We start from the raw sequence: 20,327 nt of genomic DNA, 5'->3' as shown, positions 1-20,327 counted from the left end.
CGAGTCTTAATAGGGCGTATAGTTGCTGGGTATAGACCCGAAACCGGGTGATCTATCCATGAGCAGGTTGAAGGTTGGGTAACACTAACTGGAGGACCGAACCCACTGTCGTTGAAAAGCCAGGGGATGACTTGTGGATAGGGGTGAAAGGCTAATCAAACTCGGTGATAGCTGGTTCTCCCCGAAAGCTATTTAGGTAGCGCCTCGGACGAATACCATTGGGGGTAGAGCACTGTTTCGGCTAGGGGGTCATCCCGACTTACCAAACCGATGCAAACTCCGAATACCAATGAGTACTATCCGGGAGACAGACTGCGGGTGCTAACGTCCGTAGTCAAGAGGAAAACAATCCAGACCGCCAGCTAAGGCCCCAAAATCATAGTTAAGTGGGAAACGATGTGGGAAGGCATAGACAGCTAGGAGGTTGGCTTAGAAGCAGCCACCCTTTAAAGAAAGCGTAATAGCTCACTAGTCGAGTCGGCCTGCGCGGAAGATGTAACGGGGCTAAAACTATGTGCCGAAGCTGCGGATTTGACATTAGTCAAGTGGTAGGGGAGCGTTCTGTAAGCCGAAGAAGGTGGATTGAGAAGTCTGCTGGAGGTATCAGAAGTGCGAATGCTGACGTGAGTAACGACAAAAGGTGTGAAAAACCCGTTCGCTGAAAGACCAAGGGTTCCAGTCCAACGTTAATCGGGGCTGGGTGAGTCGACCCCTAAGGCGAGGCCGAGAGGCGTAGTCGATGGGAAATTGGTTAATATTCCAATACTTCAGTGTAATGCGATGAGAGGACGGAGAAGGTTAAGTCAGCCTGGCGTTGGTTGTCCAGGTGAAAGGAAGTAGGCATGCATCTTAGGCAAATCCGGGGTGCTCTATGCTGAGATCTGATAGCAAGCTGTACTTGTACAGTGAAGTGGCTGATACCCTGCTTCCAGGAAAAGTCTCTAAGCTTCAGTTACACTGGAATCGTACCCGAAACCGACACAGGTGGTCAGGTCGAGTAGACCAAAGCGCTTGAGAGAACTCTGCTGAAGGAACTAGGCAAAATGGTACCGTAACTTCGGGAGAAGGTACGCTGTTGATGGTGATAGGACTCGCTCCTTGAGCTGTCGACAGCCTCAGAAACCAGGCCGCTGCAACTGTTTATTAAAAACATAGCACTCTGCAAACACGAAAGTGGACGTATAGGGTGTGATGCCTGCCCGGTGCTGGAAGGTTAATTGATGGGGTTAGCGTAAGCGAAGCTCTTGATCGAAGCCCCAGTAAACGGCGGCCGTAACTATAACGGTCCTAAGGTAGCGAAATTCCTTGTCGGGTAAGTTCCGACCTGCACGAATGGCATAATGATGGCGGCGCTGTCTCCAGCAGAGGCTCAGTGAAATCGAATTCGCCGTGAAGATGCGGTGTACCCGCGGCTAGACGGAAAGACCCCGTGAACCTTTACTGCAGCTTGACATTGAACTTTGACCTTACTTGTGTAGGATAGGTGGGAGGCTTTGAAAATTGGACGCCAGTTCGAGTGGAGCCGTCCTTGAAATACCACCCTGGTAATGTTGAGGTTCTAACTCTGTCCCGTTATCCGGGACGAGGACCATGTCTGGTGGGTAGTTTGACTGGGGCGGTCTCCTCCTAAAGAGTAACGGAGGAGTACGAAGGTGCGCTCAGCGTGGTCGGAAATCACGCGTAGAGTATAAAGGCAAAAGCGCGCTTAACTGCGAGACCCACAAGTCGAGCAGGTACGAAAGTAGGTCTTAGTGATCCGGTGGTTCTGTATGGAAGGGCCATCGCTCAACGGATAAAAGGTACTCTGGGGATAACAGGCTGATACCGCCCAAGAGTTCATATCGACGGCGGTGTTTGGCACCTCGATGTCGGCTCATCTCATCCTGGGGCTGAAGCAGGTCCCAAGGGTATGGCTGTTCGCCATTTAAAGAGGTACGCGAGCTGGGTTTAGAACGTCGTGAGACAGTTCGGTCCCTATCTACCGTGGGCGCTGGAAATTTGAGAGGATCTGCTCCTAGTACGAGAGGACCAGAGTGGACGAACCTCTGGTGTACCGGTTGTGACGCCAGTCGCATCGCCGGGTAGCTATGTTCGGAAGGGATAACCGCTGAAAGCATCTAAGCGGGAAGCCTACCTCAAGATAAGATTTCCCCGAGGCTTTATGCCTCCTAAAGAGCCGTTGAAGACTACGACGTTGATAGGTTGGATGTGGAAGCATAGCGATATGTGAAGCTGACCAATACTAATTGCTCGTGAGGCTTGACTATACAACACCCAAACAGTTGGGGTTGTATGCTCAATCGATTCAAATCCAATCAGTCAATTCAGACTGACCTTGATTTAGTTAACGCTAAACAATAAAATTCAGACCCAATAGCCAACCTGTTAATAACTCATTTGGAACAAAGTAAGGCATTACATGCAAAAGCAGAGTAACTAAGACCCGAACAAGTCCATAAACAGTTGTGCTGGCGACCATAGCAAGAGTGAACCACCTGATCCCTTCCCGAACTCAGAAGTGAAACCTCTTCGCGCTGATGGTAGTGTGGGGTTACCCATGTGAGAGTAAGTCATCGCCAGCTCATTATTCGAACACCCTCAACTAGCGTTGGGGGTGTTTTTTATGTGGAAAAGAAAATAAAATTATAAAAAGAAAGGAAACATAAAAGTGAAGGCAAAATAAAACCATCTGAGGATGGTTTTAATTCAACGGGTATTGGCTACTTTATTAAGCTAGTAAGTCAAAATTAGAGTGCATCTTTTAAGTTTTTTTGGTGCTGTTTGACTTGTTTCGCGTAGCGTTTACCTTGCTTTTTCATTTTTCGATTACTATTGTAGCCAGTAGGTCCCACATTGTAATAGGCCAAAGCTTTAGGCCATTTACCCGACTGATTTTTATAATGATTTAAAATAAATGTACCACAGTTGATATTGGTATGTTCATGGAATAAATCGCCAGGACAAGTCTGCTGCCAATAACGTGGAATAATTTGTGTGAACCCAACTGCACCTGAAGGTGAAACAGCATAGGCACGATAATTCGATTCTTGTCTAATAACTGCAGCGACAAGCAGAGGATCAACATTATGTTGTTCTGCACTTTGTACAATGATTGGTGCTACACGATTTGCTGTATCAGGATGCACAGCATAAGCCTTTTGGATCCCTGTAGAAAGTTTAGCTGAGCGTTTTGCAAGAGAGCCACCTCCTAGTGGAGAGCAGGCTGCTAACGTTAAAACAGTACAACCAATACTGAATATTTTTATAGATGGATATTTTCTAAATGCATTAAAAATCATATTAAAACTATATCTGTCATTTTGGCGTATGTGAGTATATATACTGATTTTGAGGTGAGCGATTGGTTCAGTCAAGTGAACTGAAGATTTGAATTGTATCGTGTCAGCATAATACAGAGGTTTCGTTTTGTTTTATCGAATGATTGGATAAACCAATGGAGTCTGATCTATCCTTAGGTTTTAATAATATGTCAAATTGATGACAAGTTTTTTATTTAATATAAACTATTGGAATAGAACAAATAAACTGCAATTTTAAGATAAAAGTACGTACAATATCGGCTTTTTAGCACTTTGAAAATTGCTTATTGCACAGGGAGTAAGTGTGTTAGAAGTCTTTGTACAATTATGTGGTGGTATTGGCCTATTTTTGATTGGTATGACCATGATGACGGACAGCTTAAAAGATATGGCAGGGGAAACCTTGCGTATTTGGTTGTCTAAGTTCACAGGTTCACCCATTAAAGCTGTGCTTTCAGGCATCGGTTTAACTTTAATTGTACAGTCTTCTATGGCAACAACTTTAGCCACGATTGGTTTTGTTAGTGCGGGGATTCTTACTTTTGCTCAGGCAATTGGTGTCATTATTGGTGCGAATATTGGCACAACCAGTACGGGTTGGATGGTGGCATTTTTAGGTGTTAAATTTTCCATCACCAGTTTTGCATTACCTTTGCTGGGTTTGGGTGCAATGCTCAAATTATTTAGTCAGGGGCGAGTTGCATTATTTGGAATGACATTGGCAGGTTTTAGTCTGATTTTCCTTGGCATTGATATGTTGCAAGTTGCCATGTCAGGTTTTGCTGAACGTGTCGATTTATCAGTATTTTCAAGTAGATCTTTGATTGCGCAACTCAGTTTGGTTTTGGTCGGTATTATCATGACCATTCTGTTGCAATCTTCAAGTGCTGCAATTACCGCGACCTTAGCAGCATTGGCCAGTGGTGCGATTGATTTGCAACAGGCTTTAGGTTTGGTGATTGGACAGAATATTGGTACGGTGGCGACAGCCATTATTGCTGCAATTGGTTCAACTGCAAATGCCAAACGTACTGCAGCGGTTCATGTGATTTTTAACATCATTTCAGCCATTTTTGCTTTTATTATTTTAAAACCGTTATTTCTTGAGCTAACACAAAATCAACGTCTTATGGCAACATGGGACAATGTGGTGATTGTTGCTGCATTTCATACAGCATTCAGTATTTCTGGTACTTTGATTATTTTGCCTTTTATCCGTCAGTTCGAAAAACTGATTATGAAAATTATCCCAGATCAAACTCAATCGGTTTTATGTTATCTCGATCAAGCGAGTTTATCTGTGCCCGCCTTGGCTATTCATGCTGCATCAAAGGTGATTTACCATAGTTTGTATGACGTTTTGGTGATGCTAAAACTGGCTATTCAAGAGGGAAGATTACCTTCAAAAGTACGTTTATTACAGCTAGATGAAGTACTCATTCAAGTCCAACGCTATTTGGAAGAAATGTCGATTTCAGAAAATGAAGCCGATCAACAGCGTTTAATGGCGATACTTCGTTTGATGGTGTATTTACGTGTTTTACGAAGTGATTTGGAAAATATTACTTTAGCAAAAGAAATACGCACCCAACCTGCAATTTATCAAGTTGGCTTAGATTTTGTACAAATTCTTGATGAACATCTAAAAGAAATGGATGATTTTGATGTGCATAAACATGTACTAAGTCTAAATACCGAATTATCTAATTTGAAAAAATGGACAGAAGATCAACGTGCCGAAAACCGTGAAAAAGTGCTGCAATATATTGCCGTGAATCAGCTCAATGCTGCGACAGGTTTAGAGTTGTTGGCGGCACAACGTTGGTTGGATCGCGTGATTGCGCATGCACAGCGCTTAGCTAACGTGTTGGTTGAAAATTCACGTAAACCAAGTTAATGATTTTAGGCTATTTTTTCGATAGTTACTTTTATATTTAAAAATGGCCTAAGCGAATTCACTTTTAATCTCAATCAAGCGTATAATTTGAGCATCGTTTTTTACAGTATTTTTTCAATGACTCCAGCAGCTAAACTTTTAAAAGCCAAGAAAATTCAATTTTCTATGCATGAATATGAACATGATCATAATGCTAAAAGTTTTGGTTTAGAAGCTGCGGAGAAGTTAGGCTTAGATGTCACAGAAGTATTTAAAACTTTATTGGTCAGTGATGATAAGCATTATTTTGTGGCGATTTTACCTGTCCATTACCAATTAAATCTTAAAAAAGTTGCGGCTGCTTTTCAGTGTAAAAAAGTACACATGGCTGATCCTAAAGATGCTGAGCGTTTGACAGGTTATTTGGTTGGGGGCATTAGTCCAATTGGGCAGAAGAAACAACTGAAAACAGTGATTGATGCATCCGCTCAACAGCTTGCAACTATGTATGTGAGTGGAGGGAAGCGGGGATTAGATATTGGTTTAACACCAAGCGATTTGGCAAAAGTTTTAAATGCTAATTTTGTAGATATTGTAGATGCATGATATGTTGAACTTTATATTGTTTTGAGTCCAAAGCATACAGATGCTTGTTCTTGTATGAATGTAGCAACTATTCCTATTCGTTTCATCTCAGTGATTCTTGTTCCAAGCGACCATTTAATAAGGCGGATTCAAGCGGCAAGTGCAACAGTATAAAAACCAGCCATAACTTCACTCGGTGTATACCAACCTAGTGTTTTTCTAGGACGATGGTTGAGTGCAAATTCTATCTGCTCTATTTGTTCGTTTGACACGTCATCAAACGATGATGATTTTGGCAGATATTGACGGATTAAACCATTCGTATTTTCATTTCTAGCTCGCTGAATAGACTTGTAAGGATCAGCAAAATACGTCTCTATGCAAGCATCAGTAATTCTTTTGTGTTCGGAAAATTCTTTGCCATTATCAAATGTCACACTATAAGCATGGCTCATTTGTAAACGATCTAATGCACAAGTAATTGTTTGAGAGGATGCTCTCGTTGGCCCTAAATGAACAATATGTACATACAGGCTCTTTCGATCAACGAGAGTCAATAAAGCACCTTTATGATGTTTACCAATCACCGTGTCACCTTCGAAATCTCCTAAACGTTGTCGTTGATCAATGACCTGGTCTCGGCAGTGAATACTTGTTTTATCAATGATTTGCCCCCTACGATCCGTGTTTTTGTAACCGCGTTTTCGATATTTCTTCTGATGCCTTAAGTGTAGATGGAGTTTACCACCTTTTGATTTATCTTGATAAATGTACTGGTAAATCCACTCATGTGAAGGTACATCCAGCCAACCGCGTTGTGTTAAAGCACCTGAAATTTGTTCTGGTGACCAGTCCAAACCAATCAAATAATCAATATAAGCGAAGGCAAATGCTGTCATTGATGATGAAGGACGGTACCGTCTTTGACTTGCAAATTTAGCTGCCTGTTGAGCTCTATATCCACGTTGCCCAGTATTTCTTTTTAATTCACGGTAGATGGTTGATCGTGAACGTCCTAACTCCCGAGCAAGGGTAGCGATTGAACTTTTACTTTTCAAAGTAGCATAAATTTCGTATCTTTCATCTTGAGAAAGTTGGGTGTATTTCTTCATTGTGTGCTTTCCAATTGCGGGTTGAAAAAGTCTAATGATTCTATGAATACACCTAACTTTTTCAACTAACTACAAATGTGTTGCACTTGGGATTTGAATCTGCGTAACAAAAAAAGTTATCTTTAAGCAATAAATAGGGTAATTAAAAACTCGTATTGATGATTTTTTAACAAACTAAATTTTATGTTATATTAGTGAAAGTTAAGAAATTCTGAGAGGTGCAGTATGGGTAAGCGTCTTAAAGACTACACAATCGAAGATCGAAAAGCTCGTCCAATGTGTCCAGCTAAACCTATTGACTTTGGTGATGATGAGACTACCAATCGCATTATGTTAGATGCTGCTAAACGTGTAATTCGTCGGCATAAAAAAGAACTTATTGCGCTTGCTCACAAATGAGTCTAATGCCCTCAACTTTTGTCGTTGCTGTCTATTTTGATATATCTTTATTACGTTATGAGGCAGTCATTTAGAATGACTAAATTTTCTGCCTTATGACTTAATATCAGCCAAAAACTTGCGAAATCTCTCTCACATCGCAAACATAGACGAATAGTCAGATGAAGTTTACAAAACTTACAAGAGAATAGTTGAATAATAATTACAATAATATATTATAAAAACATATATTGTTTTGGGTGTTCAAAATGCATGATTATCTGCTGGCATTAATCGGTGGTGGATTGCTTGGTCTTGCAGTCGTGGGCTATTTATATGTTCATGGTCGTATTGCAGGCATTAGTGGTTTACTGGCTCAAGTATTAAATCCGCAAACGCTGTTCAAAACGCCTGCATTGTGGTTTGTGTTAGGTATTTTCATTGTGCCTTTTTTCTATGGCATCGTGGCTCAACCTAAAGTTGAATTGAATGCAAGCCCATTGATGATGATTGTGGCGGGATTGTTGGTTGGTTTCGGTACTCGTTTGGGTTCGGGTTGTACCAGTGGACATGGTATTTGTGGCATGAGTCGTTTATCTAAGCGCTCCATTGCAGCAACAGCTACCTTTATGTTAGCTGGCTTTATTACCGTTTATGTTATCCGCCATATCACAGGAGCATTCTAAATGAAAAATTTCTTAGCCTTTGTTTTCGGTGGTATTTTTTCAGCTGGATTGATTCTTTCTGGTATGTCGAATCCTGAAAAAGTTTTAAACTTCCTCGATCTTTTCGGTACATGGGATGCAAGTCTGGCATTTGTTATGATGGGTGCAATTGCGGTTGCCTTTATTCCATTCCAAAGAATTATGCGCCAAGCTGAACCAAAAACCATTTTAAATGAACCAATTGATTTGCCTAAACAAACTCAAATTGACTCTAAACTGATCACAGGTAGTTTTATTTTTGGTATCGGTTGGGGCGTTGCAGGAATTTGTCCAGCGCCAAGTCTAACCTTGATTGGTTTAGGTTATTATCAAGCAATCTATTTCATTGTTGCAATGTTGGTGGGGATTCTCATTCATCGTAAGGTTGCAGGAGCATAAGATGCACGCAGATATTCAGCATTTTTTTGATGAAAATACTAATACATTCAGTTATGTGGTAAGTGATCCTGTAACGCGTCAATGTGCCATTATTGACAGCGTGTTGGATTATGACCCTGCATCTGCGACTACTTCAACAATTCATGCCGATGAAATCATTGCTTACATCCAAAAAAATGAATTAACGGTTGAATGGATTTTAGAAACGCATGTGCATGCCGATCACCTGACAGCTTCTCAATATTTAAAAGAGCAGTTGGGTGGTAAAATTGCCATGAGCCATAAAATTTCGATTGTGCAAGAAACATTTAGTGCTATCTATAACTTGGATATCAAGTATTTCAATTCACATCAATCATTTGATTATCTGTTTGACGATCATGAAACTTTTACGATTGGTGAATTACAAGCCTATAACATCCCTACACCGGGGCATACGCCTGCTTGTTTAAGCTATGTGATCGGTGATGCTGTATTTGTAGGTGATACTTTGTTTATGCCTGATTATGGTACGGCACGTTGTGATTTCCCGAAAGGCAGTGCAGGGCAGTTGTACGATTCTGTGCAAACGCTATACGCATTGCCTGAAGAAACACGAGTGTTCTTATGCCATGATTATCTACCAGAATCACGTGAACAATATGAACATGAAACACTGCTCAAAACTCAAAAAGAGCAGAATATTCATATTCATACAGGGGTAAGCAAAGCTGAATTTATTGAGATGAGAACTCAGCGTGATGCTACTTTAACGATGCCTAAATTGATTCTGCCATCAATTCAAATCAATATGGACGCAGGTAAGTTCCCACAACCTGAGGCCAACGGCATTCGTTATTTGAAGTTGCCTTTGAATTATTTTAAATAAAATTTTAAGAAAAGTTCATCTTGTATGTTATTGCTTAGGCTCACACAAATAGCCTAAGTGATATTATAAGTTTCACCGTAAAAAGCACATATAAAATTTGATTTATAAACTCAAAACTCATTAAATAGATTAATCATTTGTATTCAAGTTTAGAGTCTATTTTATGTTATTAAATTATCAAATCACGCAAAATCAGCCTGAATCTACGTTGCCATCTTTGGTTTTTATTCATGGTTTATTTGGTAGTTTGAGTAATTTAGGCATGCTCGCACGTGCATTTCAAGAACAGCGCACCGTAATTCAATTAGATGTGCGCAATCATGGTAAGTCTGCGCATTGTGATGACATGAATTATGCAGCAATGGCACAAGATGTTTTAGAAACACTGAACAGCTTGAATATCAAACAGTTTTCTATGGTTGGGCATTCAATGGGCGGTAAGGTTGCAATGACTTTGGCGCCTTTGGCTGCCGAGCGTTTACAGCAATTGGTTTTATTGGATATCTGTCCTTTTGCTTATCCTGAAAATCGTCACGATCAAATTTTTACAGCTTTGTTTGCTGTGCAAGATGCACAAGTTGAAAGTCGCCAAGCGGCGATGGAAATTATGCGTGAGCATCTTCAAGAAGAAATGGTCGTGCAATTTTTGATGAAGTCATTTAGCAAAGGGCAATGGTTATTTAACTTAAATGCATTACGTGAACATTATGCAGAAATTTTGTCATGGCAGACGGTGCAGAGTAATGTAGATACTTTGTTTATTCGTGGTGGTAATTCGCCTTACATTGAAGCGCCTGAGCATTATGCCGCTATTCAAGCACAGTTTCCTCACGCAAAAGTTGAAACAGTTGCTCATGCAGGGCATTGGTTGCATGCTGAAAAAACCGCAGAAGTATTGGCATTAATGACTGAGTTTTTAGATTAATCTTGTCTAGTATTTTGCATCATTCGATGATCTAAAATGATCTCAGTTTTTAAATCAATTTTTAAACCAATACTCCATTTGGAGTATTGGTTTTTTATTCATACTGATCTGCATAGATTAACGGTTTAGCTTTTATTCTCAACAATAAAAAAGAGCTGACGTTGAATCATCAGCTCTTTATTTTAAACTTAAGCAACCTTAATTACTTATGCTTTTTCTTCTTCATTGCCAGCAAGTTGCTTTAGCAAATGCTTTTCAAGATAGTGAATATCCATTGCTTGTTTGCAGAAGTTTTTATCTTGCAGAATCAAGTCTTTGTGCAAAGGAATGTTGGTTTTAATTCCTGTTAAGATAGTTTCATCCAAGGCTTGACGCATACGCGCAATACTGGTTTCACGATCTTTACCATGCACAATCAGTTTAGCAATCATTGAGTCGTAATACGGCGGAATGCTATAACCTTCGTAGATGTGTGAATCTACACGAACACCTGCACCACCTGGGGCATAGAAGTGTTCAATTTTACCCGGTGAAGGTACGAAGGTGGTTGGGTCTTCTGCGTTAATACGACATTCGATTGCGTGACCACGAATTTCAACCTGATCTTGCTCAATGTCTAAACCTAGACCTGCAGCAATACGCAATTGTTGTTCAATGATGTCAATGCCTGTCACCATTTCAGTTACAGGATGCTCAACCTGAACACGTGTATTCATTTCAATGAAGAAGTATTCATCATCTTCAAATAAGAATTCGAAAGTACCTGCACCACGGTATTGCATTAACTTACATGCATTAACACACGCTTCTAAAATATCGGCACGTGCTTGTTCTGGTAAGTTAGGTGCTGGCGCTTCTTCAAGAACTTTTTGGTGACGACGTTGTAAAGAACAGTCGCGGTCATAAAGGTGAATCGCGTGACCATTACCATCAGCCAATACTTGTACTTCTACGTGACGTGGCTTTTGTAAGAAACGTTCCATATAGACCGTGTCATCACCAAACCACATTTCTGCATCACGTTGAGCCGCTTGAACTGATTCAAGCAGGGTGTCTACGCGCTCTACAATACGCATACCACGACCACCACCACCAGCAGCCGCTTTTACAATGAGCGGGAAACCAATTTCTTTGGCTTCAGCTAAAGCATTGTGTGGTGTAACGGCGTGTGCTGAACCCGGTACAGTTGGTACGCCAGCTTTACGCATTGCAGTAATTGCAGAAACTTTGTTACCCATTAAGCGAATATGCTCAGGGCGTGGGCCAATGAAAATGAAACCTGAACTTTCTACAATTTCAGCAAATTCGGCATTTTCGGCAAGGAAACCATAACCAGGGTGAATGGCATCTGCACCTGTAATTTCTGCTGCAGTAATAATTGCAGGAATATTCAGGTAACTTTCACTGCTCGCACCCGGACCAATACACACGGCTTCATCACAAAAGCGTAAGTGCATTAGATCTTTATCGGCATCAGAATAGATACCTACGGTTTTGATCCCTAAAGTTTTGCAAGCTCGGGTGATGCGCAGGGCAATCTCACCACGGTTTGCAATTAAAACTTTTTGCAACATTGTGAATCCCCGAGGTCTTAAGCGCGGTAGCGGAAGAGTGGTTGACCAAATTGAATCACTTCGCCATTTTTAACTAGAATTTCTTCAATCACGCCACTTTGAGTTGCTTCAATTGGGTTCATGATTTTCATTGCTTCAATAATACCAAGCGTTTCACCAGCAGAAACAGTTTGACCCACTTTAATAAATGGTGCTTCACCTGGGCTTGGTGCTGCATAGAACACGCCAACCATTGGAGAAGTTTCAACTGCACCACGTGGTGAAGATTTAGGTGCAGATGGTACTTCTGCAGAAGGTGCAGGCATTGCAGGAACTGCTGCCGCTACTACTGGACTGCGACGAGTTAATGCAATCGACTGATCGCCTTCTTTAACTTCAATCGCTTGTAAGTCAGATTCAATCATCAAGTCGATGAGTTTCTTGATTTTACGAATATCCATGGACAGTATTCCTAGTTTAAGATTGTGTAGTAGGTTGAATTTTTTCAAGAACAAAGTCGAGTGCTGCGGCATAGCCTTTTGCGCCTAAACCGCAAATCACACCAATGGCTTTGTCTGATAAATATGAATGATGTCTAAACGCCTCACGTGCATGCACATTCGACAAATGGACTTCAATAAATGGAATAGCGACCCCTAACAAAGCATCACGTACCGCAACAGAGGTATGCGTCAATGCAGCAGGATTAATAATGATATATTGTGTGCCATCTAACGCGGCTTGATGAATTCGGTCTACAATTGCGCCTTCCCAATTACTTTGGAAAGTATCTATAGAAATTGATGCTTTTTGCGCTTGTGAAATGAGCTGTTGATTTATATCCTCAAGAGTGAGGTAACCATAAACTTCGGGTTCACGCTTTCCTAGCAAATTTAGATTCGGTCCATGAATAACCAAAATGGTCGAACTCATTCCGCTTGCTCCAATAAATAATTGCAATAATACTTTGCAAGATGTCTGCAAAGTTTGCTAATTATGGCATAAAATTCCACATTTTTTTTGTAATTTGTTTAATTTGACGTAGAAAGCGTGTGCCAAAATGAGGCTCTATAATGAAAACTTTGCAGGGAATTCGCAATGTTAAAAAATTACATTTTTAGTTTTTTTTGCTGATTTTTATATTATAAAACAACTGACCAAATCTATTCATTTGTTTTCTGTAACGACTGATCAAGCGAGTGACTTGAACTGGTTTGATTCGGAATGTCAAAGCCAGAAAACAACCAACATCAATATCGCATTTCTTTATAGCATGATATTTCGTTGCTGTTTATAAAAAATGGCGATTCCATTTTTTCAGTTCATTCAAAGTAGATGACCACACAAACTGCAGTGGATCATCTAATACGTTTTGTGATCATCGTTCAAGTGGTTATGGATTCGATAGAAAGATCATTTCGATAATAAGATATTTTAAAAATTCAACTTTATTTAAATAAAACATGAGCTTAAATGGAATGCTTTGATTGATATATTTATCTATATTTTAGTCTGGAATAGATGCTCCTACGCTGCGTATTATATTTTGAGTGGGGTGCTGTTGGTTTTATGTACACTTTAATTAAGTTGTAGATTGATCACAAGACCAAGCACATGCACGATCTGCACGGATATCTACCTCATTTAAAAATATGACGTGGTATCGAACAAAAAAACGGTGATGAAAGTTTCAGCAATTTTTTTCTAGCCAATGTTCTTCTACTCAATAGCCCGCAGCATCTACATCATAGATAAAATTTTAGAACGCATTGACCTTTTATTTCAAAAATCACCTTAAAAATGGCGTTATCGTAAAGTAGAGCAATATGTTCGGTATTGGCAAAAGTTAAGTGATCTTGTTCTGAATCTTGCTTTATTTGCTGTTAAAGCTCAGAAAAGCTTAATCCGTCTGTTGTTTCTCTGTTGCAGAAGGTGCTGCATCAAAACTGACAATCACTTTTAAACCTTGCGGTTGGTTAGCCTGAAATTGAAGTGGGTAGCCATATTGCTCTAATAATACTTTGACTAGAGTTAGACCTAAGCCATAGCCTTGTTTATGCGCAGATTTACGCCAAAAACGCTGAGTCAGAATGGTAAAATCATCTTCATTCAGGCTTTTGCCTTGGTCTGCAATGATCAATTGCAGGTCTTGCATATAAATTTGAATGTTTGGCGCATCCTCTGCATGCAAATAAGCATTTTGAATCAAGTTTTTCAGTACCATGTGCAACGCAGGCGCTGGAATATTAATGTGTTGTGCTACCAAACTCGCCCAATCAATCTGTAATTTCGCTGATAAATTGGGATATTCCACAGTCAGTTCCGACAAGACTGTTTCTAATACGCTACGCATATCTGCATGGCTATGTGCCGCTTGAATACCTGCTTCAGTTTGACTGAGCAATAACAGTTGTTCCAAAAGTTGTTGATAACGTTGGATGCTGCGTTCTGCGTGTTTTAAATTGTCGATGACTTTGGCTGTATCTTGGGCAGATGCGGTTTGATTCAACATCAATTGGCTCAGTTGCACATGCGTTTTAATAGCCGTTAACGGCGTGCGCAGTTCATGCGCAGCAAATGCACTAAAGTTTTTTTCGTGTTCCAGACTTTTATGTAGGCGTTCAATCAGCATCAATAAGTTATCGACAAAAGGCTGAATTTCTTTAGGAATTTTTTGTGATCTCAGTTCAATTAAATAACGAGAAGCTTCATCTAAAGATTGTTTTTTCTGAATTAAGTGGCGGGTGATGTGATCGAGCGGTAAAAACTCCAGACGGATAATCCACAAAATTAGCAAAATACAAATAATCAAAGTAAGCAGTAAAGGAATCAGTACCGACTGTAAAATTTGTTTAAGTAGGTTTTGCCGTAACTGAATTTTTTCAGCCACCACCACCTGAACTTCACCTTCACGCAGTACATAACTACGCCATTGCAGTCCATTTTCTGTCCATGTGCTGAAACCGACTTGTTGGTTTTTTAAATTTTTCGGTGCGCCTTGAGTGCGTGCAATCACATGCTGTGGTAATGAAACATTGGCACGGAAAATAGAGACTTCACAAGCAATTAAACTATGTAGCAAGGCATTTTCTGATTCGGCATGCAAACTTTCTGTGAGTTGTTCTAGGGGCAGTTGCTGAATCAGGCGGGCGACCATACGGGCTGAGGTAGAAAGTCGTTCATCCAGCGTATTTTGTAAGCGTTGTTCCAAGTCATGGTAGAGCCATGCAAAGACAATCACCCACAGCAAAATAAATGCACAGCTGATGGTCGATACCAAACGCCATTTCAGACTGTAGTTTTTCATGTCAGCAGCTCAGGTTTAAAGATGTAGCCGACACCACGCACCGTTTGAATAAAATAGGGGTGGATTTTATGCCGTAAATGGTAGATATGCACATTTAAGGCATTGCTTTCGATACTGTCTTGAAAGCCATACACTTTATCTATCAGTTCTTCATTTTTTAAGATTTGGTTCGGATGCCGTAAAAAGGTTTCCAATAGGCTATATTCACGGCGTGAAAGCTGAATGTTTTGTGAATGCCAACTGACTTCTTGTGTATCGAGGTTCATGTGTAACTGACCACTTTGCAGTTGGTTCGATGAATAACCACGATGACGACGGCTTAATGCATATACACGGGCAATCAGTTCATTTAATTCAAAAGGTTTAGTTAGGTAGTCATCTGCTCCTAAGTTGAGCGCCTGTACGCAGTCTTGAGTATGATTCCGCGCGGTTAATACCAATACTGGAATATGAATGGCATCTTTACGCCAGTTTTCGAGTAACTGTAAACCATCTTGGTCAGGCAGACCTAAATCGAGCAGGCACAAATCTACCGCACTATGACGTATGAAGTAATCGGCATCGCGCGCGTTATTCACGTGTTCGACTGAAATACTTAAAAATTCGAGTGCTGCCACAATACTTTGGGCAATATAAGGATCATCTTCCACCAAAACGACGAACATATTTGCTCCTATACCACAGTCAGCCCAATATATGACACATCTCGATCACGCCACAAATTTAGATTAGGCACCTACAATGCTCAAGTTTACAAAGAAAAATCTTTATTAATGTTCTCTTAATCTACACTTACCGATAATACAGTCAGTTTTTTAATTTTTAGTATAAATACATGATTTTTATTCGCGTCATTGCTTATTTTGTGTTGAGTCTGTGTGCGGTGTGGGTCAATGCTGCCAATGAATTTTTAGCGTCCGATCAAGCTTTTAAGTTTCAGGCGACGTCATTGTCTGAACAAACGGTTGAACTGAAATGGGATGTCGCACCGCATTACTATTTATATCACGATCAATTCAAAGTCAGTCAGGCTCAAAAGCCGCTTGCTTTTAAATTGCCTGCAGGGCAGGAAAAAGATGATCCGACTTTCGGGCTGACACGTGTGCATTATGGGCAAGTGACAACACAGATTCAGGTGAAGCCTAATCAGCAATATCAAATTACTTGGCAAGGCTGCGCTGAAGATGGTTTGTGTTATCCCGTACAGCGTAAAACGATTCAAACCGATGCCGATGGTTTATTGCCACAGCATAATTTAAGTGCGGGCAAAGGTAATTTACTTCAGCAACTCAATCAGAATAATCAGGCTGCTTTAAACACTAACTTAAATGATGCAGATAAGCATCAAGCCAATGGTTCTAGTACACAAAAACAAGTTACGACAACTGCAAATACTGTAACGACAAAAGAACTCAAACTTGAACAGCAAACGCTAGAAAACAAAGCACAGCTTGCTGAAAATGCGGTTGCTGTAACACAAGCTGATCCTAAACTTACCCCTGAACCAGTAGAAAACGTTGATTTAGCAAATTCCTTAGAGATTGAAAATACAGATACGGCGTTGACAGACAATACATTCGCTGCATCAGCCAATTCAAGCAATACGGAAACAGCCAGTAGTACGAGTCTGAATCAGCAATGGAACAATGATCAATTTTTCCTGAATTTATTGTCTGGGCAAGGGTTGTTACTGAATGCGTTTATCTTTTTAGGTTTTGGGGTATTACTGGCTTTTTTACCGTGTTCATTGCCGCTGATTCCAATTCTTTCTGGCATTTTGGTGCAGCGCAATACAGGCTATAAAGCGGCAGCAATTGCGATCACCTTTATCGTCAGTATGGCGCTAGTCTATGGCTTGATGGGCGTTGTTGCGTCACACATTGGTTATAGCGTACAGCGTTGGTTCCAAAATCCCGTAGTGATTGCAGTTTTTGCTATGTTGTTTGTGCTCTTTGCTTTAAACCTGTTTGGACTGTATCAGTTGTCATTACCACAAGCAGTGTTACAGCGTTTAGATCGTATTCAGCAATATCAAAAAGGCGGTACTTTATTGGGTGCGGGCGTTATGGGGGTGATTTCTGCACTGATTGTCGGGCCATGTATGAGTGCGCCTTTAGCGGGAGCATTGCTGTACGTCTCACATTTGGATCAAGCAGCATTGGGTGGTTTATATTTGTTCCTGCTCGGTTTAGGTATGGGAATTCCTTTACTTATTGCCAGCGTGTTTGGCGCGAAATATTTGCCAAAGCCAGGTTTGTGGATGGAACGGCTAAAATTTAGCTTTGGTTTTATCATGTTGGCAATGGCTTTGTATTTTGCTCGTCCGCTATTTTCTGTGACTTGGTACTATGTTGCTTTTGCTGTGGTGTTATTTGCCTTCGCTGCATATTTAATTGCAATTTTGCGCCACGTGTTACATCGTCCACAGCGTTTTTCGTTATTGGCTTTGGCGGCAGTAATCGCCAGTAGTGGAATTTGGCATGTCAATCAGAGTATTGCCAGTGTCAATGCGCAGGTACAAGCAGACCAATTACAGCCATGGATCAAAGTACGCACAGAACAAGAGTTGAATGCAGCTTTGGCCGCACATGCTCATCAAAAGATTGTGATTGATGTCTATGCCGATTGGTGTGTGGCGTGTCAGCCGATTGAGCGTGATGTGATTCCTCGTACCGATGTGCAAGATGCTTTAAAGCATGTGGTGCGGATTAAACTCGACTTAACCGAACAGCATCCTTCACAAGATGCCTTATTGAAAAAATGGCAGATTTTAGGGCCGCCAACGTTGTTATTTTTGGCAGATCCACAACGGGAACAACGTGAATTGCGTCTAACAGGTGCTTATAACGCAGCGCAATTGATTCAAAATATTCATCAACTGCAAGAGGCTGCGCCATGATTCAATCCGCAGTCTTGCAGTTAGGCATGTTGATGATTCCATGGCCATTGGTGTTTTTATTGCTAGGACTGATTGTCGTCTTTGCAATGGGTAAATTTTTTCAGCGTCGTTATACATGGAATGCACAGACTTGGACAGGTTATCAGGATGCATTATGGAATGCGCTGTGGATTGGTGCTTTAGTTGGGCGGGCAGTTTTTGTGTTGCAGCATTATGAGCTGTACTTTGCCAACCCGATTGATATTTTAAAAATTCAGGACAAAGGCTTTCATCTGATTGCCGCAGTTATGGCAGGTGTGGCGTGGTTTGTCTGGAAAAATCGCGCTATTCAACGTGTTGTTCTGGCGTGGGTGGTTGCGCTCTTTATTACAGTACAAGTTGTAGGTTGGAGTCTTATCCAACCTTTGCAGACGCAGCATGCCTATCCCAATCTAGTATTGCACAACCTAGCGCAACAACCTCAAGATTTAGCTCAATTTTCAGGTCAGCCCACGGTGATTAATCTCTGGGCGACTTGGTGTCCAGTTTGTCACCGTGAAATGCCTGTTATGCAACAAGCACAGCAAGATTTCCCCGAAGTTAATTTTGTTTTTGCCAATCAAGGCGAATCTGCAGCAGAAATTCAAGCCTATTTACAGAAACATCAATTTCAGTTTGAACACGTGTTATTAGACCCTGCAGCCAGTTTAGGGCAACACTTCAATATGTTCGGTTTGCCAAGTACTTTGTTTTTTAATGCACAAGGAGAATTGGTCGATCATCACATGGGTGAATTGACCAAGCCGATGCTGCAGCATTATCTGAAAAAAATACAAGCGAATCCATAAACGCGCTCTTAACGATTTGAAAGAAAACCCGCCGTGAAGCCAAAATTAAGGACAATCAATATGACATCAAACATCAAAAATAACATGCTGAAACTGGCGATAGGTATGAGTCTTGCCAGTAGTGTGAGTATGCTGCAAGCACAGGACAACCTCAAACAGCACATTGAAAAAGAAGGTTTTAAGTTTGTGCAACAAATTCAAGCACCTGCACAAATGACAGGTTGGGCAGGGCATATTGAACAAAGTCCTGCGACAGTGTTTATTTCCAATGATCAGAAATACTATATTGTAGGCACTTTGTTTGATGCACAAGGCAATAATTTAACCGTCGATGCTTTAGACCGTTATGTGAAAAAGTCGGTACTTGAAGATGTGTGGCAAAGTCTGGAACACGCTACTTGGATTCAGGATGGGCAAACCAGTGCTGAAAAAATTGTCTACGTGTTTTCAGACCCGAATTGTCCGTATTGCCATACCTTTTGGAAGCAGGCACGTCCGTGGGTAGAATCTGGCAAAGTTCAGTTAAGACATATTATTGTGGCGGTGATCCGACCTGAAAGCAAAGGGCAGGCCGCGACTTTATTAATGGCGAAAAACCCACAGCAGACCTTTAATGCGTTCCATCGTCAATACGGACAAAAAAAGCTGATCGAGCAAAAAACTGTGCCTGTACATGTAGAAAAAACCTTAGAACAGAATCAGGCACTGATGGATAAATACGAGTTCTTTGCCACACCTGTTGTGCTTTGGAAAAATAAACAGGGCGAATTACAGTCGGTACAAGGAATGCCAAAATCTATGAAAGATGTGTTTGAGTGATTTTAAAAATTTCCGAGCAAATATCTAACTGAATATTCAAATCTAAAGCGCAAAAAAGCTTGCTCTAATTGCATTGGAGCAAGCTTTTTGATGTAAAAGATTCAGTCTTTTATTTCTGAATACGAATCGCAAATTGAATCACGTGGGATTTGCCCTGATGCAGTTTGCCTTCTGAGCGTTCTACATCGCCCACAAAGAAATGAATCAGATGATCGTGTTTGAAATGGCTTAAAAACTCGATAGGATCGTACAGCATTTCTACTGCACGTGGGCCGCCCGTTTTATATTCTAGCTGACGAGTAGAATATAGCTCACCGATAAATAAACCACCGTTAACCAAAGTTTCGCGCACGCCATTTAACACTTTTTGCTGTGTTTCAGGGTTAAAGTGACCAAATACGCAAATCACGTTGTCATATTGATTCGCTGGCCAATTCACCTGACTTAAATCTTGCTTTCGTGTATTTAGACTTAAACCACGTTGCTGTGCATAGCCTTGGGCCTTATCTAAAGCAACTTGCGAGTAGTCCCACAAATCTGCTTCAAATGCTTGCCCATTGGCTTGTGCCAAAGCGGCCAAATATAACAAGTTACGACCTTCACCTTCGGCCAAGCCCAAAGTTTTGCCGTGAATAGACAGTTTTTGCGTAATGTCCTGAATGAACGCATTGGCTTGTTCACCATAAATATGGTCATGTTGGCTGTAGCGTTCATCCCATTCATTATGGATATTTAACATAGTTTCGACTCGGTAA

18 protein-coding genes and 2 rRNA genes are annotated in these 20,327 nt (G+C 40.8%); 12 read left to right on the top strand and 8 right to left on the bottom strand.

Annotated elements, in window-relative coordinates; translation table 11 throughout:
• Both F947_RS07245 and rrf read left to right on the top strand, forming a co-directional pair.
• Nucleotides 1-2,267 (top strand): 23S ribosomal RNA (locus F947_RS07245); the annotation flags it as partial.
• A 200-nt stretch (nt 2,268-2,467) separates the two neighbouring features.
• Nucleotides 2,468-2,582, top strand: a 5S ribosomal RNA gene (rrf, locus tag F947_RS07240).
• A gap of 165 nt (nt 2,583-2,747) precedes the next feature.
• Here the strand turns inward: rrf and F947_RS07235 are convergent.
• The gene (locus tag F947_RS07235) at nt 2,748-3,299 is read right to left on the bottom strand and encodes a lytic transglycosylase domain-containing protein (RefSeq protein WP_004973862.1); all 552 of its coding nucleotides are present in this window, start codon (nt 3,297-3,299) and stop codon (nt 2,748-2,750) included.
• A gap of 325 nt (nt 3,300-3,624) precedes the next feature.
• Between F947_RS07235 and F947_RS07230 the strand changes: the two genes are divergently transcribed.
• Together F947_RS07230 and ybaK are read left to right on the top strand one after the other, a co-directional pair.
• Nucleotides 3,625-5,217: a Na/Pi cotransporter family protein gene (locus F947_RS07230; RefSeq protein WP_004973861.1), complete on the top strand. Its 1,593-nt coding sequence runs from the start codon at nt 3,625-3,627 to the stop codon at nt 5,215-5,217.
• A gap of 117 nt (nt 5,218-5,334) precedes the next feature.
• Entirely contained in the window at nt 5,335-5,802 is a 468-nt protein-coding gene (ybaK, locus tag F947_RS07225) for a Cys-tRNA(Pro) deacylase (RefSeq protein ID WP_004973860.1), read from the top strand.
• Nucleotides 5,803-5,930: 128 nt separating this feature from the next.
• Here the strand turns inward: ybaK and F947_RS07220 are convergent, their stop codons facing one another.
• On the bottom strand, nt 5,931-6,893 hold the full coding sequence (locus F947_RS07220; RefSeq protein ID WP_004973858.1) for an IS30 family transposase: 963 nt from the start codon (nt 6,891-6,893) through the stop codon (nt 5,931-5,933).
• A gap of 225 nt (nt 6,894-7,118) precedes the next feature.
• Here F947_RS07220 and F947_RS14725 point away from each other — a divergent pair, with 225 nt between their 5' ends.
• The 5 genes from F947_RS14725 (at nt 7,119) to F947_RS07200 (ending at nt 10,167) form a co-directional block, all read left to right on the top strand.
• Nucleotides 7,119-7,292, top strand: a complete 174-nt coding sequence (locus F947_RS14725; RefSeq protein WP_004973856.1) for a hypothetical protein — start codon at nt 7,119-7,121, stop codon at nt 7,290-7,292.
• Nucleotides 7,293-7,540: 248 nt separating this feature from the next.
• On the top strand, nt 7,541-7,957 hold the full coding sequence (locus tag F947_RS07215) for a YeeE/YedE family protein (RefSeq protein ID WP_004973854.1): 417 nt from the start codon (nt 7,541-7,543) through the stop codon (nt 7,955-7,957).
• Complete coding sequence (locus F947_RS07210; RefSeq protein WP_004973852.1) at nt 7,958-8,374, top strand: DUF6691 family protein; 417 nt, start codon at nt 7,958-7,960, stop codon at nt 8,372-8,374.
• Nucleotide 8,375: 1 nt separating this feature from the next.
• Nucleotides 8,376-9,242 (top strand): MBL fold metallo-hydrolase, encoded by an 867-nt coding sequence (locus F947_RS07205; RefSeq protein WP_004973849.1) that lies wholly within the window; start codon nt 8,376-8,378, stop codon nt 9,240-9,242.
• Between the two features lie 163 nt (nt 9,243-9,405).
• On the top strand, nt 9,406-10,167 hold the full coding sequence (locus F947_RS07200; RefSeq protein ID WP_004973848.1) for an alpha/beta fold hydrolase: 762 nt from the start codon (nt 9,406-9,408) through the stop codon (nt 10,165-10,167).
• 206 nt (nt 10,168-10,373) lie between these two features.
• Here the strand turns inward: F947_RS07200 and accC are convergent, their stop codons facing one another.
• The 5 genes from accC to F947_RS07175 all read right to left on the bottom strand — a co-directional run bounded on the left by accC (nt 10,374) and on the right by F947_RS07175 (nt 15,692).
• A complete protein-coding gene (gene accC / locus F947_RS07195) occupies nt 10,374-11,741 on the bottom strand; it encodes an acetyl-CoA carboxylase biotin carboxylase subunit (RefSeq protein WP_004973841.1) in 1,368 nt (455 codons plus the stop codon).
• 17 nt (nt 11,742-11,758) lie between these two features.
• A complete protein-coding gene (gene accB, locus F947_RS07190; RefSeq protein ID WP_004973838.1) occupies nt 11,759-12,181 on the bottom strand; it encodes an acetyl-CoA carboxylase biotin carboxyl carrier protein in 423 nt (140 codons plus the stop codon).
• A gap of 16 nt (nt 12,182-12,197) precedes the next feature.
• Nucleotides 12,198-12,653 (bottom strand): type II 3-dehydroquinate dehydratase, encoded by a 456-nt coding sequence (gene aroQ, locus F947_RS07185; RefSeq protein WP_004973836.1) that lies wholly within the window; start codon nt 12,651-12,653, stop codon nt 12,198-12,200.
• 967 nt (nt 12,654-13,620) lie between these two features.
• Complete coding sequence (locus tag F947_RS07180; RefSeq protein WP_004973835.1) at nt 13,621-15,027, bottom strand: sensor histidine kinase; 1,407 nt, start codon at nt 15,025-15,027, stop codon at nt 13,621-13,623.
• Nucleotides 15,024-15,692: a response regulator transcription factor gene (locus F947_RS07175; RefSeq protein WP_004973833.1), complete on the bottom strand. Its 669-nt coding sequence runs from the start codon at nt 15,690-15,692 to the stop codon at nt 15,024-15,026. The genes F947_RS07180 and F947_RS07175 overlap by 4 nt, the downstream gene beginning before the upstream one ends.
• A 170-nt stretch (nt 15,693-15,862) precedes the next feature.
• Between F947_RS07175 and dsbD the strand changes: the two genes are divergently transcribed.
• From dsbD to dsbG, 3 genes are read left to right on the top strand one after another with little or no spacing between them, the layout of a single operon-like run.
• Nucleotides 15,863-17,926 (top strand): protein-disulfide reductase DsbD, encoded by a 2,064-nt coding sequence (gene dsbD, locus F947_RS07170; protein ID WP_004973831.1) that lies wholly within the window; start codon nt 15,863-15,865, stop codon nt 17,924-17,926.
• A complete protein-coding gene (locus F947_RS07165) occupies nt 17,923-18,753 on the top strand; it encodes a TlpA disulfide reductase family protein (protein ID WP_004973829.1) in 831 nt (276 codons plus the stop codon). The genes dsbD and F947_RS07165 overlap by 4 nt, the downstream gene beginning before the upstream one ends.
• 60 nt (nt 18,754-18,813) lie before the next feature.
• On the top strand, nt 18,814-19,572 hold the full coding sequence (dsbG, locus tag F947_RS07160) for a thiol:disulfide interchange protein DsbG (RefSeq protein ID WP_004973828.1): 759 nt from the start codon (nt 18,814-18,816) through the stop codon (nt 19,570-19,572).
• A 109-nt stretch (nt 19,573-19,681) separates the two neighbouring features.
• Here dsbG and F947_RS07155 read toward each other — a convergent pair whose 3' ends face one another.
• Nucleotides 19,682-20,311, bottom strand: a complete 630-nt coding sequence (locus tag F947_RS07155; RefSeq protein ID WP_004973826.1) for a class I SAM-dependent methyltransferase — start codon at nt 20,309-20,311, stop codon at nt 19,682-19,684.
• Nucleotides 20,312-20,327 lie beyond the last annotated feature (16 nt).

Source organism: Acinetobacter towneri DSM 14962 = CIP 107472, assembly GCF_000368785.1.
In the GTDB taxonomy this organism is placed as follows: Bacteria; Pseudomonadota; Gammaproteobacteria; order Pseudomonadales; family Moraxellaceae; genus Acinetobacter; species Acinetobacter towneri.
Note: the sequence above shows the minus strand (reverse complement) of the source record. Positions and strands in the feature narration are given on the sequence as shown.

Excerpts from the sequence above, each read along its gene's own strand:
- F947_RS07235 (WP_004973862.1), bottom strand. The coding sequence starts at position 3,299 with ATGATTTTTAATGCATTTAGAAAATATCCATCTATAAAAATATTCAGT.
- ybaK (WP_004973860.1), top strand. The coding sequence starts at position 5,335 with ATGACTCCAGCAGCTAAACTTTTAAAAGCCAAGAAAATTCAATTTTCT.
- F947_RS07220 (WP_004973858.1), bottom strand. The coding sequence starts at position 6,893 with ATGAAGAAATACACCCAACTTTCTCAAGATGAAAGATACGAAATTTAT.
- F947_RS14725 (WP_004973856.1), top strand. The coding sequence starts at position 7,119 with ATGGGTAAGCGTCTTAAAGACTACACAATCGAAGATCGAAAAGCTCGT.
- F947_RS07215 (WP_004973854.1), top strand. The coding sequence starts at position 7,541 with ATGCATGATTATCTGCTGGCATTAATCGGTGGTGGATTGCTTGGTCTT.
- F947_RS07210 (WP_004973852.1), top strand. The coding sequence starts at position 7,958 with ATGAAAAATTTCTTAGCCTTTGTTTTCGGTGGTATTTTTTCAGCTGGA.
- F947_RS07205 (WP_004973849.1), top strand. The coding sequence starts at position 8,376 with ATGCACGCAGATATTCAGCATTTTTTTGATGAAAATACTAATACATTC.
- F947_RS07200 (WP_004973848.1), top strand. The coding sequence starts at position 9,406 with ATGTTATTAAATTATCAAATCACGCAAAATCAGCCTGAATCTACGTTG.
- accC (WP_004973841.1), bottom strand. The coding sequence starts at position 11,741 with ATGTTGCAAAAAGTTTTAATTGCAAACCGTGGTGAGATTGCCCTGCGC.
- accB (WP_004973838.1), bottom strand. The coding sequence starts at position 12,181 with ATGGATATTCGTAAAATCAAGAAACTCATCGACTTGATGATTGAATCT.
- aroQ (WP_004973836.1), bottom strand. The coding sequence starts at position 12,653 with ATGAGTTCGACCATTTTGGTTATTCATGGACCGAATCTAAATTTGCTA.
- F947_RS07180 (WP_004973835.1), bottom strand. The coding sequence starts at position 15,027 with ATGAAAAACTACAGTCTGAAATGGCGTTTGGTATCGACCATCAGCTGT.
- F947_RS07175 (WP_004973833.1), bottom strand. The coding sequence starts at position 15,692 with ATGTTCGTCGTTTTGGTGGAAGATGATCCTTATATTGCCCAAAGTATT.
- dsbD (WP_004973831.1), top strand. The coding sequence starts at position 15,863 with ATGATTTTTATTCGCGTCATTGCTTATTTTGTGTTGAGTCTGTGTGCG.
- F947_RS07165 (WP_004973829.1), top strand. The coding sequence starts at position 17,923 with ATGATTCAATCCGCAGTCTTGCAGTTAGGCATGTTGATGATTCCATGG.
- dsbG (WP_004973828.1), top strand. The coding sequence starts at position 18,814 with ATGACATCAAACATCAAAAATAACATGCTGAAACTGGCGATAGGTATG.
- F947_RS07155 (WP_004973826.1), bottom strand. The coding sequence starts at position 20,311 with ATGTTAAATATCCATAATGAATGGGATGAACGCTACAGCCAACATGAC.